This is a genomic window from Occallatibacter savannae (genome assembly GCF_003131205.1).
Classification (GTDB): Bacteria; Acidobacteriota; Terriglobia; order Terriglobales; family Acidobacteriaceae; genus Telmatobacter; species Telmatobacter savannae.
Genome location: NZ_QFFY01000005.1, coordinates 265776 through 280242 on the forward strand (window position 1 = coordinate 265776; position 14467 = coordinate 280242).

The 14467-nt window shown below is 58.0% G+C and carries 13 protein-coding genes; 10 read left to right on the forward strand and 3 right to left on the reverse strand.

Annotated features, from left to right (window positions below; translation table 11 throughout):
* The first annotated feature begins 157 nt into the window (after positions 1 to 157).
* From DHV10_RS19105 to DHV10_RS19115, 3 genes are all read left to right on the forward strand, one after another.
* Positions 158 to 2806 carry a glycoside hydrolase family 3 C-terminal domain-containing protein gene (locus DHV10_RS19105; protein ID WP_109487992.1) on the forward strand — a complete coding sequence of 883 codons (2649 nt, stop codon included), beginning with the start codon at positions 158 to 160 and terminating at the stop codon, positions 2804 to 2806.
* A 257-nt stretch (positions 2807 to 3063) separates the two neighbouring features.
* The gene (locus DHV10_RS19110) at positions 3064 to 3771 is read left to right on the forward strand and encodes an energy transducer TonB (protein ID WP_109487993.1); all 708 of its coding nucleotides are present in this window, start codon (positions 3064 to 3066) and stop codon (positions 3769 to 3771) included.
* Positions 3772 to 3894: 123 nt separating this feature from the next.
* Positions 3895 to 5040: a lactonase family protein gene (locus DHV10_RS19115; protein ID WP_109487994.1), complete on the forward strand. Its 1146-nt coding sequence runs from the start codon at positions 3895 to 3897 to the stop codon at positions 5038 to 5040.
* Between the two features lie 24 nt (positions 5041 to 5064).
* Here the strand turns inward: DHV10_RS19115 and lpxC are convergent, their stop codons facing one another.
* Together lpxC and DHV10_RS19125 are read right to left on the reverse strand one after the other, a co-directional pair.
* Positions 5065 to 6000, reverse strand: a complete 936-nt coding sequence (gene lpxC, locus DHV10_RS19120; RefSeq protein WP_109487995.1) for a UDP-3-O-acyl-N-acetylglucosamine deacetylase — start codon at positions 5998 to 6000, stop codon at positions 5065 to 5067.
* 274 nt (positions 6001 to 6274) lie between these two features.
* Positions 6275 to 7294: an isocitrate/isopropylmalate dehydrogenase family protein gene (locus tag DHV10_RS19125; RefSeq protein ID WP_109487996.1), complete on the reverse strand. Its 1020-nt coding sequence runs from the start codon at positions 7292 to 7294 to the stop codon at positions 6275 to 6277.
* A gap of 148 nt (positions 7295 to 7442) precedes the next feature.
* On the opposite strand from DHV10_RS19125, the gene DHV10_RS19130 reads away from it, so the two are divergent.
* The 7 genes from DHV10_RS19130 (at position 7443) to DHV10_RS19165 (ending at position 13663) form a co-directional block, all read left to right on the forward strand.
* A complete protein-coding gene (locus DHV10_RS19130; RefSeq protein ID WP_109487997.1) occupies positions 7443 to 8087 on the forward strand; it encodes a zinc-ribbon domain containing protein in 645 nt (214 codons plus the stop codon).
* Positions 8088 to 8570: 483 nt separating this feature from the next.
* On the forward strand, positions 8571 to 9002 hold the full coding sequence (locus DHV10_RS19135) for a Clp protease N-terminal domain-containing protein (RefSeq protein WP_109487998.1): 432 nt from the start codon (positions 8571 to 8573) through the stop codon (positions 9000 to 9002).
* Positions 9003 to 9640: 638 nt separating this feature from the next.
* A complete protein-coding gene (locus DHV10_RS19145) occupies positions 9641 to 10015 on the forward strand; it encodes a hypothetical protein (protein ID WP_109488000.1) in 375 nt (124 codons plus the stop codon).
* A gap of 234 nt (positions 10016 to 10249) precedes the next feature.
* Positions 10250 to 10594 (forward strand): PadR family transcriptional regulator, encoded by a 345-nt coding sequence (locus DHV10_RS19150; protein WP_109488001.1) that lies wholly within the window; start codon positions 10250 to 10252, stop codon positions 10592 to 10594.
* Positions 10591 to 11073 (forward strand): hypothetical protein, encoded by a 483-nt coding sequence (locus DHV10_RS27830; RefSeq protein ID WP_239461933.1) that lies wholly within the window; start codon positions 10591 to 10593, stop codon positions 11071 to 11073. The genes DHV10_RS19150 and DHV10_RS27830 overlap by 4 nt, the downstream gene beginning before the upstream one ends.
* Positions 11074 to 11206: 133 nt before the next feature.
* Entirely contained in the window at positions 11207 to 12289 is a 1083-nt protein-coding gene (locus DHV10_RS19160) for an alpha/beta hydrolase family protein (RefSeq protein ID WP_204101470.1), read from the forward strand.
* 288 nt (positions 12290 to 12577) lie between these two features.
* Complete coding sequence (locus DHV10_RS19165) at positions 12578 to 13663, forward strand: NADP-dependent oxidoreductase (RefSeq protein ID WP_109488003.1); 1086 nt, start codon at positions 12578 to 12580, stop codon at positions 13661 to 13663.
* 227 nt (positions 13664 to 13890) lie between these two features.
* Here DHV10_RS19165 and nrdR read toward each other — a convergent pair whose 3' ends face one another.
* A complete protein-coding gene (gene nrdR, locus DHV10_RS19170) occupies positions 13891 to 14367 on the reverse strand; it encodes a transcriptional regulator NrdR (RefSeq protein WP_109488004.1) in 477 nt (158 codons plus the stop codon).
* Between the last annotated feature and the right edge of the window lie 100 nt (positions 14368 to 14467).

The window sequence follows — 14467 nt, forward strand, 5'->3', positions numbered from 1 at the left end:
GCTTGGATTCCGAGAAAAGCGATTTTCCAGACAGTTTCAAGAGATGCAATCCACTTGACCAAGCCGGGTGGCGGCGGTTACCGTTGGCTCCCGGCGGGAGTAGAGAACGTTTTCTCGATTTGAATCAGAAGAAGGCTCCTGGCCCCAGAGGAACTCCATGAAGACTCTTCGCATTGCTTCTCTTTTCATTTGCGCAGCAGTGATAACCGCCGGTGCGCAGGACAGCCAGAAGACGCCCTTTTTGAATACGAGTCTCTCGCCGGAGCAGCGCGCGCAGGACATCGTTCACCGCATGACACTGGAGGAGAAGGCCTCACAGCTTGTGAATCAGTCTCGGGCGATTCCGCGGCTCGGGATTCCGCACTATGACTGGTGGAGTGAGGCGCTGCACGGCGTGATCAACCAGGGCACGACGGAGTTCCCGGAGCCGGTGGGGCTGGCGGCGACGTTCGACCCAGCGGCGATTCACCAGATGGCCGAGGTGATCAGCACAGAGGGGCGCATCAAGAATGCGCAGGCGGTGCGCGAGAAGCGGGAGAACATGTTTTTCCAGGGGCTGGACTTCTGGGCGCCGAACATCAACATCTTTCGCGATCCGCGCTGGGGTCGCGGGCAGGAGACCTACGGAGAAGATCCGTTCTTGACGGGGCGGATGGGTGTGGCTTTCGTGACCGGCATGCAAGGGACGGACCCAAAGTATTACAAGACGATTGCCACGCCGAAGCACTATGCGGTACATAGCGGGCCGGAGTCGACGCGCCATACGGCCGATGTGAAGGTGAGCAAGCACGATGAGCTGGACACATACCTACCGGCGTTTCGCGCGACGGTGACCGAGGCGAAGGCCGGATCAGTGATGTGCGCTTACAACGACATCAACGGCGAGCCCGCGTGTGCCAGCCAGTTCCTGCTGGAGGACCAGCTACGGGGAAAGTGGAATTTCCAAGGCTATGTGGTGTCGGATTGCGGCGCGGTGGTGGACATCTTCCGCAATCATCATTTCAAGCCATCGCAGCCAGAGGCTTCGGCGATCAGCCTGCAGCGCGGAATGGATAACGAGTGCGTCGATGGCGGCTTCCTTGTGAAAGACGACAGCGATTACAAGGCCTACGTGGATGCGGTGAAGCAGGGATATCTCAAAGAATCTGACATCGACAAGACTCTGGTGCGGCTCTACGAGGCGCGCATCAAGCTTGGCATGTTCGATCCGCCTGAGATGGTGCCCTACTCGAAGATCAGCGAGAGCGAACTGAACAGCTCGGCGAATCGCGAACTGGCGCGTAAGATTGCGAACGAGTCGATGGTGTTACTGAAGAACGATGGGATTCTGCCGCTGAAAAAGGGCACGAAGATAGCCGTCATCGGTCCGCTGGCGGATCAGACGAAGGTGCTGCTGGGGAACTACAACGGACAGCCAACGCACACGGTTTCGATCCTTGAGGGGCTGAAGAAGGAGTTTGCAGGCGATACGGTCACATACGTTGCGGGAACGCAGTTCCTGGGTCATGATGCCTCGCCGGTGCCTGCGTCCGCGCTGAGCGTGGACGGGAAGCCAGGCATTAAGGTGAGCTTCTCGAAGCTCGACATGAGCAACATCAACAATCCTGAAGCGATGAAGCCGGTGGCGACGCGGGTTGATGAAACGGTCGATGCCGGTGCAAAGCCGCTGCCGACGGAGACGGAGAATGTGCGGCCGCTGGTGATGCGCTATGAGGGAATGTTGACGGCGCAGGAAACAGGTGACTATGCGCTAGGACTGAAGGCGAGCGGCTTTTTCCGGATCCAGGTTGATGGCAAGAATGTGACGTCGGCTTACGATGCTGATCCTTCGGAGCCGAAGCTAGGGCAGGTGCACCTGGAAGCTGGCAGGCCTGCGAAGCTGCAGGTAGAGTACACGGCGCCGGAGAAGGGCGGCCCGAATGCAGTTCTGATGTGGAACAAAGTTGACTGGACACCCAGGCCGGAGGCGGTCGAAGCAGCGAAGAAGGCTGACGTTGTCGTGGCAGTTCTGGGAATCACAAGCGAACTGGAAGGCGAAGAGATGCAGGTGAGCGTGCCTGGGTTCAAGGGCGGTGATCGCACCAGCATCGATATGCCGAAGGCCGAAGAGGATCTGCTGAAGTCGGTTGCGGCTGCGGGCAAGCCGGTGGTGCTGGTGCTGACGAACGGAAGCGCGCTGGCAGTGAACTGGGCCAACGAACATGCCAATGCGATTCTCGATGCGTTCTATCCGGGCGAAGAGGGCGGCACGGCAGTTGCGGAGACGCTTTCGGGGAAGAACAATCCGGCGGGACGGCTCGCGGTGACGTTCTACAAGAGCGTGGACGATCTGCCGCCATTTGAGGATTACGCGATGAAGGGGCGGACGTATCGCTACTACACGGGAACGCCGCTCTATCCATTCGGCTACGGGCTCAGCTATACGAAGTTCAGCTATAGCGGCTTGGAGGTTGGGAAGGCGAGCGTGAAGGCTGGGGATTCGGTGACGGCGGATGTGACAGTCACGAACAGCGGGGATCGCGATGGGGATGAGGTGGTGCAGCTCTATCTGAAGTTCCCGAATGCGCCCGGTGCGCCGCTTAAGGCACTGCGCGGATTCCAGCGTGTGCATATCGCGAAAGGCGCGTCGCAGAAGGTTCACTTCGAACTGAAGGACCGCGATCTGAGCATGGTGACCGAAGCCGGCGAACCGGTGATTGCTGAAGGCGATTACTCGATGTTCGTCGGCGGCGGGCAGCCGGATACTTCAGCACAGACGGTGAACGCGAAGTTCCACATCAGCGGGACGAAGAATCTTCCGGAGTGAGCCGGATCAGTCTTCTTCGCAAGGGCGCTTCGATGAGAGGCGCCCTTGCTTTTTGCGAAGACTCCCTTCGTTCTTCAGGAACATTCCTAGAACACGCGGTGTCTACATTGAGCACAGTGGTTCTGATGGGATTGATCGGAGCGAGCAGGAACTCCGCTCACGCGCCGCCGTAGAGGGGCGGCCGAAGCGGCTCGGGCGGTTGCGTCCTGAGATGATCCGCGCTTCCCATCGGCAAGGCTGCTGATGGGAGGCTGATCATGTTTGAGGATTCGACGTTTGAATCAACGGGGAAGATCAAGACACGCAGCCGTCGCTGGATGATGGCAACACTCGCGCTGAATGGGACGATCCTTGCGATCCTGGTTCTGATGCCGCTGATCTATCCGGACGCGCTGCCGCGGCATATTCTTACGATACTGCTGGTGGCGCCGGATGCTCCAAAGCAGTTGCCGCCGGAACCAATCGCGGATCGGAGAATTGCGACACCCAATCGCGAGTTCGTAGACGGTCGAATCACTGCGCCACCGACGATTCCGACAATCATCAGAATGATCGACACTCCGGAGCGTCCTTTGCAAAGCGACTTTGCGGCAAACTTCTCGCCGGGAGAGCCGGGAGCAGACGGCAAGAGTCCATTTGGAGAGGGCCAACATGTGACGGTTATCCATCCGGTGTCCGCATCCATTCACCTCTCGTCGAGGTTGGTGGAAGGAAATCTGATCTACAAGAGCGTTCCGCAATATCCGGTGATTGCTAAGGCAACGCACACGGAGGGAACGATAGTTCTACAAGCAATGATCTCGAAGACTGGAACCATCGAAGGCCTGCATGTGATCAGCGGGCCGCAGATGCTGCAGCAGGCTGCGATCGACGCGGTGAAGACGTGGCGCTACAAGCCCTACATGCTCAACGGACAGGCTGTCGAAGTGGAGACGACCGTGAACGTGATCTTCAAACTGCAATGAGCGAGAGCAGAAGGTCGATCAGGTCTCCACTTCAGGAGCAGGCGCATCCAACCAGATGCGCCTGTTCTTGATCTTGCTTGAAGTGGCGCTGAGCGCGTGCCATCGGCGACAATCGCTTATGCCATGCGAAAACTGAATCGCCGCGAATTTCTGATGTCCTCTTCAGCCGCTACACTCGCTGCCGCAACCGGTCTTGCTACCTTCCGGCCGCAACGAATCTTCGTAGCCTCGAATACAGCGGAAGGGATTCGGGCCTTCAATTGGGATCCGGCAGACGGGACGTTGGTTGATGCCGGAGTCGCTGCGAAAGTCGATATGGTGGACTGGATCTGCTTCTCGCCGGACCGCAGATACATCTATGCGGCGTGCGAGGTGGACAGCTTCAATGGAAAGCCAACGGGAGAGCTGGCAAGCTTTCACGTTGTAGATGGGAAGCTGGAGCAGCTCTCGGGAGTGAACTCGGCGAGCAAGGGCACGTGCCACTGCGCGATCGACCACACGGGCAATGTCCTCATCTCGGCTGACTACGACGGCGGAAGCGCTGCGAGCTTCAAGGTGACCGACGGCAAGTTGAGCCCGCTTGCGTGGAGCGAGCACTACACCGTGCACGGACCGAATCCCGACCGGCAGGAGTCGGCGCATGCGCACTTCGCTTCGTTCTCGCCGGACAATCGGTTTGCCTATGTCAACGATCTGGGCGGGGACATGATTCACATCTATACGTTCTCGACAGAAACAGCCGAGTTGAAGCGCGCAGGTGCGTATCACTCGGCGCCCGGAGCGGGGCCGCGCACGCTGCACTTCCATCCGAACGGGCACACTGCCTACTCGATGAACGAGATGGCTTCGTCAGTGGACGTGCTGAAGTGGAACAAGGCGGACGGCAGCTTAACGCGCGTCAATACCGTGCATCTGCTTCCGCAGAATGCGCCACTGCCGGACAAGAAAGATGCGCCGCAGGGAAACACCGGCTGCGACACCGTGATCACGAAGGATGGACGTTTCGTCTACTTCGCGAATCGCGGGACGGACTTTCTGTTCAGCTTCAAGGTCGACCCGGCGACTGGCGCTCTGACGCCGATGGAGAAGACAGGCACGGGCGGTAAGACGCCGCGTAACTTCACGCTTGATCCGTCGGAGCGCTGGATGCTGGTTGCCGATCAGAACTCGAATAATCTGGCAATCTTCGCGCGGGATGCAGCAACAGGAAAGTTGGCGAAAGAGGCCAGGAAGGTGGATTGCCCTACGCCGATGTGCATCCTTTTCTGAGCCGAGACGTTCGCGTTTGAGTAATTAGGCACCGAGGAGTGCGGGGCGGCTCATAGCCGCGACGGAGAGGTGTTCGTCTGACGGTTCTGTTGCAGGCTTAGCCGGGACGTGCACCATCTCCCAGGTGGAGCGGTCTTTCATCAGTTTTGCTACGAGGGCCGTGTGCATGGCATGGCCGGCGCGCTCGGCGACTACGAGGCCTTCAATGCGGCGGCCTGCGAGAGCGAGATCGCCGATGAGGTCAAGCACCTTGTGGCGCACATACTCATCGCTGAAGCGCAGCGGGCCGTTTTCAGGACCTTTCGGTCCGAGGACGATAGCGTTCTCTTCGCTGGCTCCACGAATAAGGCCCATGTCGCGGAGCTTCTTTTCGTCAGCCTTGTATCCGAAGGTGCGGGCGGGAGCGATGAAGGTGCCGTACGTTTCGGCGGCGAGATCGATGCTGGTTTCCTGTCGGCCGATTGGAGCGGGGAAGTCGATGGTGTACTGGATCCGGTACCCGGTGCCGGGGTAGAGGCCTATAAATTTGTCGCCGTCGCGGACTTCAATCGACTTGAGGACCTTGATGGACTCGCGCTTTCGCCGTTGCGTCTTGATGCCGGCGTCGCGGAAGGCCTGCACGTAGGGTAGAGCGCTGCCGTCCAGGATAGGGAGTTCGAGGTTATCGAGCTCAACGATGACGTTATCAATGCCCATTCCGATGAGGGAGCTGAGCAGGTGTTCGGTTGTCGAGATCAGAACGCCCTGTCGCATGAGGCTGGTGGCGTAGCTGACCTTGGCGACGTTGCGGCCGGTTGCCGGGATTTCGAAATTGTCGAGATCGGTGCGGCGGAAGACAATTCCGGAACCGGCGGGGGCGGGCAGCAGCCGCATGGTGACGGGAGCGCCGGAGTGGAGGCCTACGCCTGTGAACTCCAGCGGGGCGGCAATCGTCTGCTCCAGATGGTCGGATTGAACCAAGGCCTATAACTCCAAAAGAACCGGCTACAACAAACCTGGGGTCGTAACCGCAAGATTAGACGCGGAATAGCGAGATGATAGTGTGGTAATTTTGCAACACCCTGTGCGGTTGAGGCCGGAAAACGCCAAGAACTGTACCGAACTCTCGGCAGATCAAGGCGATAGGCTGGTCACTCTGAGGTAACACAGCTGCAACAAAACACTGCCGCGTGCCGCCGGAGGAAACCGGGACTGTGGGGGTGCCGGGGTTTTGCCTGGGTGAGAGTCCGGGGGCTCAGGCGGTTTCCATGGCGGCGAGGATGGCGTCGGCGAACTGGGTGGTGCCGCAGGTGCCGCCGACGTCGCGGGTTAGGCATTTGCGCTCGGAGTAGACGGTTTCGAGCGCTTTCTGAACTTTGGCGGCGGCTGCGGATTCGTCGAGGTGATGAAGCATCAGAATCGCAGACTGAAGCAGCGCGGTGGGGTTGGCGAGGTCTTTGCCGGCGATGTCGGGGGCGGAGCCGTGGACGGCCTCGAAGATGGCGCACTCGTGGCCGAGGTTCGCACCGGGTACGAGGCCGAGTCCGCCGACGAAGGCAGCGCAGAGATCGCTGACAATGTCGCCATAGAGATTCTCGAGCAACAGGGTGTCGTACTGGTATGGATTCATGACGAGTTGCATGCAGGTGTTGTCGATGATGTGCTCGCCGTAGAAGACCTCGGGGTAGCTTTCGGAGATTTTGCGCGCGCAGCGAAGAAACAGGCCGTCAGAGAGCTTCATGATGTTGGCCTTGTGGATGGAGTGGATCTTTTTGCGGCCGTGCTTGCGCGCGTAGTCGAAGGCGAACTTAGCGATGCGGGTGGAGCCTTTTTCGGTGATGACCTTGATGCTTTCGACGACGCCGGGAACGACTTCATGCTCGAGGCCGACGTACTCGCCTTCAGTGTTCTCACGAACGATGATGAGGTCGACGCCGGGCCATTTGGTTTCAAGGCCGGGGAGGTTACGGATAGGGCGGAAGTTGGCGAAGAGATCGAATTGCTTGCGGAGCGTGACGTTGATGCTCTTGAATCCGCCACCGATGGGCGTGGTCACGGGGCCTTTGAGCGCGACCTTGTTGCGGGCGATGGAGTCGCTGAGGTCGGCAGGGATGTATTCGCCGAAGATCTCGAAGGCTTCAGCGCCGGCGGCGAAGCGCTCCCAGTCCCACTTGATGCCGGTGGCCTCGAGGATGCGAACGACAGCGTGAGTGACTTCCGGGCCGATGCCGTCGCCGGGGATGAGCGTGACTTTGTGGGATTTGGTTTCAGGCATTTGTGAAGTGCGAGCTCCTCGCTATTAGCTTATCCGGGTGGGCTGATCCGACGGAGAACGGCCGATGCGGAATCTAGCTTGTCAGTACTCTGTTACCAAAGGCCCTATTTGAGGAACAGTCCCTGATGTTTAAAACGATTGAATAGAAATGACTGCGATTCTTCACTTTGGACGGGAGGTGGAATGCTTCCCTTTTCTAAGGTCCAGAGGCTATACCATCGACTTCTTCCAGCACTCGATCGACTTTCGCGCAATCCGGAAGTCGGCGGTTGAGTACGATCTGGTGTCGCTGGCAGAGGCTGCGAGCGAGCGGCTGTTGGGTGCGGCAACGGAAGCCAGAGAGCGCTTGCTGGTTCCAGCCATTCTCTTTCGCACGAGCATCGAGGGCGCGGAAGCTGGAAGTGCTTCGCGGGGTTCTGACTACGACATGGAGTTTCTTCCGGACGAACCGGCGGGCATCTGGATCAGCGAACTTGATGATCTGGTGGCTCGCGGGCGCAGGCTTCGGCGCGCCACGAAGAGAATCGTTGCAAGATCCGTGGAACTCAGAGAGGCGTCCGCAAGGGTCATCGAAAAAACGAGGCTGGAGATCGAGAGAGCGAAACAACTGAGCGACTCGAACGAGATGATGAAGCCTATCGCGAACATGCTCGCTGACCGGCTGCTGGCGTGCAGAAGATGTGGAGAAAGCTTCGTTTTCACTGCGGGCGAACAGCTGCTGTTTCAGCTTCGCGGCGCCGAGCGCATGCCGGAGAGATGCGGGAGATGCCGCTTGGAGCCTGCGATCGGATAAGCAAGGTCGAACGGGGCCAGTTCGTGTTCGGATCAGAATCCAGGCGGGAAGCCAGCGGTCGGATGCAGAAAGGACTTCGTTTCAATGTGAGCCCGGTCACGTCGTGACGACGGGACATCCCCCTCCCCCCCCCGGTACTCCTTGTAAACAAGTATCCTCTTTTCAATAGCTTGCGATGCGGCAGATATCCGTAACTATGTCATTCGGAAGGACTTATTCGCAAGCTGTGTGATAACAAAGGACTTGGAACGACAAGGCGACGGCGAAAGCGGACGAGCGCACCAGGGTGCTCAGACCTGAGCGGGCGTGTGGAACGGTGCGCGAAGGCGAGGCTGAGAGTGCTGCGTGTGCGATTCACATATCCAGTATGACGAAAAAGGTGAAATAGACTGCAAAACGGGCTGAAGGTTTTTCCGTTTAGAATGAGGAGGTTAGGACCATTCAAAATGGACCGAGCTTGACCGATCGCGTTTGGAACGAGCCATGTTCGAGAGATTCAGCGAAAATGCGCGGCGAGCAGTCTTCTTCGCGAGGGCGCAAGCAAGCGCGTTTGGCGCGGAGGAGATTACGCCCGAACTCCTTCTGCTGGGCATGCTGCAGCGGCCTGCGCTGGAACTGATCCGTCTCATCCACGAGATGGACGAAGATGGTCTCGACAGAATGCGAGAGCAGATTGAAGCGGAGATCCCGCGGGGAAACCAAATCTCCCTGAGTGTGGACGTTCCTGTTCCGCAGGAGCTGAAACGCGTTTTTGAGTACGCGATCGAGGAATCAGATACAGGTCTCAAAACGGTTCAGCCGGGGCATTTGCTCATCGGGATTTTGCGCGAGGCGGGCTGCCAGGCTGCGGGATTGCTTCGGGCGAATGGGGCGGAGTTGGAAGTTCTGCGTCAGCGAATGCTGAGCGAGCGGTAGGGGCGGCGATGATGCTCGAGCCACCGCTCGCGTGTATTTTACTGGTTGGTTATTGAAGGTGGGGGACCACACGTCCGCGATCAGAAATATGATCGAGATCGGACCAGCTAACATTTGAGCCATGGACACGTTGCGGTTGTCGGATTCTCGGGGACGAGACCAAACGAACTACCGTGAAGAGTGGGCCTTTTACTATGCAGAGAGGCGGCGGCTCTTAACCCGCCTGACCTTGATGGCTGGCGGGCTTGGCACTTGTGTGTTCTTGCTCTTGACTACTCGAGTAGACAAATACCCGCGCATTGCGCAGGCCCTACTCGTTCTCCCCTTCGGTTTGCTTCTAATCGTCTTGCCCCTGCAGTGGTTCAAATTTGTTTGGGAGTTCAGAGCTTGGCCCTGTCCGAGATGCGCAGATCGTTTCTTCACTTCGGCTTTTGTCAACAATCCGTTTGGTCGTCGTTGCCGACATTGTGGGTTGCTTCGCCTGAAGAGATCCGAAATCAAGAAACTCGAGACCGAAAAGGGAAGCTGAGCCTAGTAGCCGCGGTTGACAGTCCATTCGGAAGAGACTTCCGGATTAGCGACATCAGGCCCTTTTCAAAAAATAGAATCGATTTCGATGGATCGAACGGAGGACCACGTTGTTCGACGCTTATACGCGCAAGCAAGTACGCGAGGATGCCATCGAAGAATCTCGCATGAACGAGGAGGCGGAAGCTCGAGCCGCAGCCAAGTTGAAGAAGTTCTACATCGCTGCGGTGGTGTCAGGTGTTCTGCTGATTCTGACGATCGTAACCATAGTTCCATTCCTTGCGGGTCACTCGCTTCATAGTCGTTGGGAGGACATCGGGCGGTATCTCGTGATGCTCGCGATGGGGCTACTTCCAGTGTTCATGTTCAGTGCTGCTCTGTCGTTCGGCTTGTGGCGGTATTCGCGGGGACTGAGAGCAATCCACAGGAAATATGCGCCGCCCTTGAACAAACACCGAACCGGTACACATTCGAAGCAGGACTGAAACGCCATTGCGGGCAAATGACCGCGTACATGGAGGTAATGCAAAGCTGGCTTCGGATATCCTTCGGCACGACTGAAGTCGTGCCCTGACGCTTTTCGTTTTCAATGAGGAGTGCGCCCTGTGCGTCCAGCATCGCACAAAACTGATGATGGCTGTCCCTGTCAGTGACCGGCACAAACTTATTGCGGGCGGAATGATCGTTGCGCTCATGCTGAGTTGTGCTATAACTACGTGATGCGAAGTAGTACGCGACACGTAGTAGACGCGAAATTACGGCCGGAACATGGCCATTATTCCGATCCTCCGCTTCTGGTTCTGGCAAGTCTGGCGAGTGGACCCAAGCATGGACACGCCATGATCGATGACATCGAGAGTCTTTGCGGCTCGCGCTTGGGCCCCGGAACGCTTTATGGCGCCATCGCTCGTCTTGAAGAGCAAGGCTGGATCGAGCCGCTTCCTCCAGAGGATCGCCGCCGTCCTTATCGCATAACGACGGAAGGCGTGGCGGTATTGCAGACAAAACTCGCGACCCTGCAACGATTCGCGAAAACGGGACTGAAACGCCTGGAGGCTTTGTGAAAGAGCGAGTCGCCCACTGGATAACGCGTCTGTACCCGCGGCTGTGGAGAGATCGATATGGTGAGGAGTTTGAAGAGCTCCTCACTGTCCAGCCTGGCTCGCTGCGCAACATCTTCAATGTGGTGTGGTCTGCGTTCCGAGAGCACATCGCTCATGGAACTGTGGCCGCCGAGAATCAGCTATGTCCACGCTTTGGCTCAGTTGTGAGGATGCCGAGCGCAGCGATTCCGATGATGATGTCGTTGTCGGCATTCATCGTTGTACTCGTGCATTTAGCAGCTTCGGGAATTGCTCGCCAGGCGGACGAGGGCGCAGCCGCACACATCTGGCAGATGCTCATGGCCGGGCAGATTCCTGTGCTTCTCTTTTTCGCAATCAAATGGTTGCCCAAGGCGCCAAGGCTGGCGCTTGTTGTGCTTGCTTTGCAGGCCGCTGCCATCGGGGCTTCAATGGCTCCTGTGTTCCTTCTCAAGTGGTAGTTCAGGAGAGAAGATGCGGCCACTGAGAAGAGTTGCGAAAATTCTGACTGTAATCGGAATTTGCGCTTTGGCCGCGCTCGCTTTTGTGCTGTGCGGGTTGTGGGCTGATCATCGGCAAGAAACAACCCTGCTCATGCCTACGGGCCCGTATGCCGTGGGGCGCATCACCTACGACTGGCGCGATGCCACTCAGCAGGAACTGTTGGCGCCACGCGCTGGGATCCATCGAGAGATTTTCGGGTGGATCTGGTATCCAGCGTCGACGCAAACTGGGGCGAAGCCTGCAGACTACTTTCCGCGTTCGTGGCGGAATGCGCTCGACCAGCAGCGCGGATGGTTTTTGACAACCTTCTTGTGGAGAGACTTTTCGCGGGTCCGCGCACACAGCCTGGATGCGCCGGCTATCGCGCCATCGCAGCAGAGCTATCCAGTTGTGCTCATGCGTGCCGGCGCGGGGGCGGAGATTGCCAATTATTCGAGTCTTGCGGAGGATCTGGCCAGCCATGGTTACATCGTGGTGGGATTCGACGCTCCGTATCGCAGCACGATGGTTGTTTTTCCTGATGGAAGGAGCATTGTTCGAACTTCGCAGAACAATGCGGACCTGGTGAGTGGAGAACAGCAGAAGCAATTGGGAATCAGGCTGGTGCAGGCGTGGAGTTCTGATATGCGGTTTGCGCTCGATGAGCTGAAGGAACTGAACGCGTCTGATCCGTCAAACCGTCTCAAGGGGCGGCTTGATCTGGCGAAAGTTGGCGTCTTCGGACACTCGCTCGGTGGGGCTACCGCACTGCAATTCTGTCACGATGACAGCCAATGCAAAGCCGGTGCTGACGTGGACGGTGCTCCGCTGGGCAGCGTAGTAGATGAGGGTGTAAAGCAGCCGTTCTTGTTTCTGCTGAGCGATCACAGTCGCGAGGCGAAATCTGAAACTGCTCCAGTGTTGACGGATCTGCATTCAATTTACGACCGGTTACCGGCTGATCGAAGGCTGTGGATCGGGCTGAGAGGCGCCGGGCACTTTGGCTTCACGGATTTGACCGTCTTGCTGATGGATATTGCTCACGTCTTGAAGATTGTGCCGATGAGCAATAAGCGCCAGATAGAACTCAGCCGAAATTGCCTGCGCAGTTTCTTCGATGTCTACCTGAAAGGTGCGCCTCCGTCTGAACTGGGTTCCCTAAGCGGGTACCAGGAAATCGAATACTCACATTGAGGTGGGCCTCAGGGGCTGAAGCCCACGTGTTTTTGGGCGGTTGGCGGCACGACTGAACAGGTTGCTGAAAAATACACCGGTCTTGGTGGGACTCGTCGAAGCCGTCCCGCGGCGGCTAAAGCCGCGCTCTATTTGTACCCCTTATCGGCACAGATAAATCTGTGCCCTTTCAAAACAAAGCCGTTTCGGACTTCTGCAGCAAGCTGTGAAGTCGTGCGTTGATACAAAACTAGTCGAAGCGGTGGGGAGGTCGTGCATTGATACAAAACAAATCGATGCGGCGACCGAATGCTTAAATACCGCGCGGGAAGCGGGTGTGGTTCCGGGGCTGCACGGTCAGGAGGCAAGGGGCAGTATGCTGGCGTTGTGGCTACTGAAAGTCGTGAAGTTCGTCTCGCCAAGCGTCCACAGGGAGAACCCGGGCTGGACTGTTTTTCATTCGCAAGCGTGACTCTTCCGGATCCGGGGCAGGGCGAGGTGCTGGTGCGAAATCTCTGCATGTCGGTGGATCCGTACATGCGGGGGCGAATGAATGAGGGCAAGTCGTATGTGCCCCAGTTTGAGATTGGCAAGCCGCTGGAAGGCACGGCGGTGGGGCGCGTGATTGCGTCGCGCGATGAGAAGCTACCGGTGGGCACGCTGGTGCTGAGCATGTATGGATGGCGCGATGCGTATGTTGCGCCTGCGGCTCATTTGCGGGTGGTGGATGCGACGGCGGCTCCCGCGTCGGCTTACCTGGGAATTCTGGGTGTTACGGGGCTCACGGCGTGGGTTGGGCTGTTTACGATTGCGAAGCTGAAGGACGGGGAGACGGTTTTCATCTCCGCAGGTGCGGGAGCTGTGGGGAGCGCTGCATGCCAATTTGCAAAGATGCACGGATGCCGGGTGATTGCGAGCGCGGGTTCAGAGGACAAGCTCCTTTTTCTGCGCAATGAACTGAAGGTGGACTACGCGTTCAACTATCGCAATGGCGATGCAAGGGAGCATTTGAGCAAGGCTGCTCCGGATGGCATTCACGTTTACTTCGACAACACGCAGGGAACGCAACTGGAGGCTGCTCTGTATGCGCTGCTGCCTTATGGGCGGGTAGCGATGTGCGGCGGGATTGCGGGCTACAACGTGCCGGTGCCGGGGCCGCGCAATTTGATTCAGGCGGTGGGGAAGCGTCTGCGGCTGGAGGGATTCATCGTTTCGGATCACTTCAAGGAGATGCCCGCGCTGCTGGCTGAGGCGGTGCCGGCGCTGGCTGCCGGGAAGCTGATCAACCGCGAGACGTTTGTGGATGGGCTGGATCGGGCGCCGGAGGCGTTTCTGGAGCTTCTGCGGCCGGGGGCGGGGAATATCGGGAAGATGGTGGTCAGGCTGGCGGAGTGATGGGGGCGGAGTTGATGCTGTTACTTTGCACCCGAATTCTTGCCCAAGCCAAGCGTCGGCGGCACTTCTAGCGCGGCTTGCTTGTTTCAAGCACTCTGCTTTGAGACCTACCGGAGGAACAAAGCAGATTCTTCGCTTACCACCCCCAAGCTGGATAAAACGCTTGGGGCCCCGTGCGCTCAGAATGACAGGTCACTTGAGAACGTAGTCGAGGTTGTGTACGACCATTACTTCTTTGTTTTGCCGGTGCGGTGGCTTTCGAGGAGGCCTTCGAGTTCTTCCTTGAACTCGCGGACGTCTTTGAAGTCGCGGTAGACGGAGGCGAAGCGGATGTAGGCGACGGTGTCGAGGCCTTTGAGGTGTTGCATGATGAGCTCGCCGATTTCGGAGGTGGTGCGCTCGCGCTCGGGAGCGTCCATGAGGTAGGTCTCGGTGGCGTCGACGACTTTTTCGAGTTGGGTGGAGGAGACGGGGCGTTTTTCGCAGGCGCGGAGGAGGCCGCTGAGAATTTTCTGGCGATCGAAGCGCTCGCGGCGGCCGTCTTTTTTGACGACCATGTAGGGGATTTCGTCGATGCGTTCGTAGGTGGTGAAGCGGCGATTGCACTTCTCGCACTCGCGGCGTCGGCGAATGGAGTCAGCTTCTTTGCTTTCGCGCGAGTCGACCACGCGATCCTGAAGAAATCCGCAGTAGGGGCACTTCATGCTAAGGGGATTCTAAATGGGTTGGAGCAAGCAGCCGGAAGCCGCTCACGGGAGAGTCAGATCAAAGCTGTTAGCTATTAGCTATTAGCTGTTAGCTGCT

Excerpts from the sequence above, each read along its gene's own strand:
- DHV10_RS19160 (WP_204101470.1), top strand. The coding sequence starts at position 11,207 with ATGCCTACGGGCCCGTATGCCGTGGGGCGCATCACCTACGACTGGCGC.
- nrdR (WP_109488004.1), bottom strand. The coding sequence starts at position 14,367 with ATGAAGTGCCCCTACTGCGGATTTCTTCAGGATCGCGTGGTCGACTCG.
- DHV10_RS19150 (WP_109488001.1), top strand. The coding sequence starts at position 10,250 with ATGCGAAGTAGTACGCGACACGTAGTAGACGCGAAATTACGGCCGGAA.
- DHV10_RS19135 (WP_109487998.1), top strand. The coding sequence starts at position 8,571 with ATGTTCGAGAGATTCAGCGAAAATGCGCGGCGAGCAGTCTTCTTCGCG.
- DHV10_RS19105 (WP_109487992.1), top strand. The coding sequence starts at position 158 with ATGAAGACTCTTCGCATTGCTTCTCTTTTCATTTGCGCAGCAGTGATA.
- DHV10_RS19165 (WP_109488003.1), top strand. The coding sequence starts at position 12,578 with ATGCTTAAATACCGCGCGGGAAGCGGGTGTGGTTCCGGGGCTGCACGG.
- DHV10_RS19115 (WP_109487994.1), top strand. The coding sequence starts at position 3,895 with ATGCGAAAACTGAATCGCCGCGAATTTCTGATGTCCTCTTCAGCCGCT.
- DHV10_RS19130 (WP_109487997.1), top strand. The coding sequence starts at position 7,443 with ATGACTGCGATTCTTCACTTTGGACGGGAGGTGGAATGCTTCCCTTTT.
- DHV10_RS19110 (WP_109487993.1), top strand. The coding sequence starts at position 3,064 with ATGTTTGAGGATTCGACGTTTGAATCAACGGGGAAGATCAAGACACGC.
- DHV10_RS19125 (WP_109487996.1), bottom strand. The coding sequence starts at position 7,294 with ATGCCTGAAACCAAATCCCACAAAGTCACGCTCATCCCCGGCGACGGC.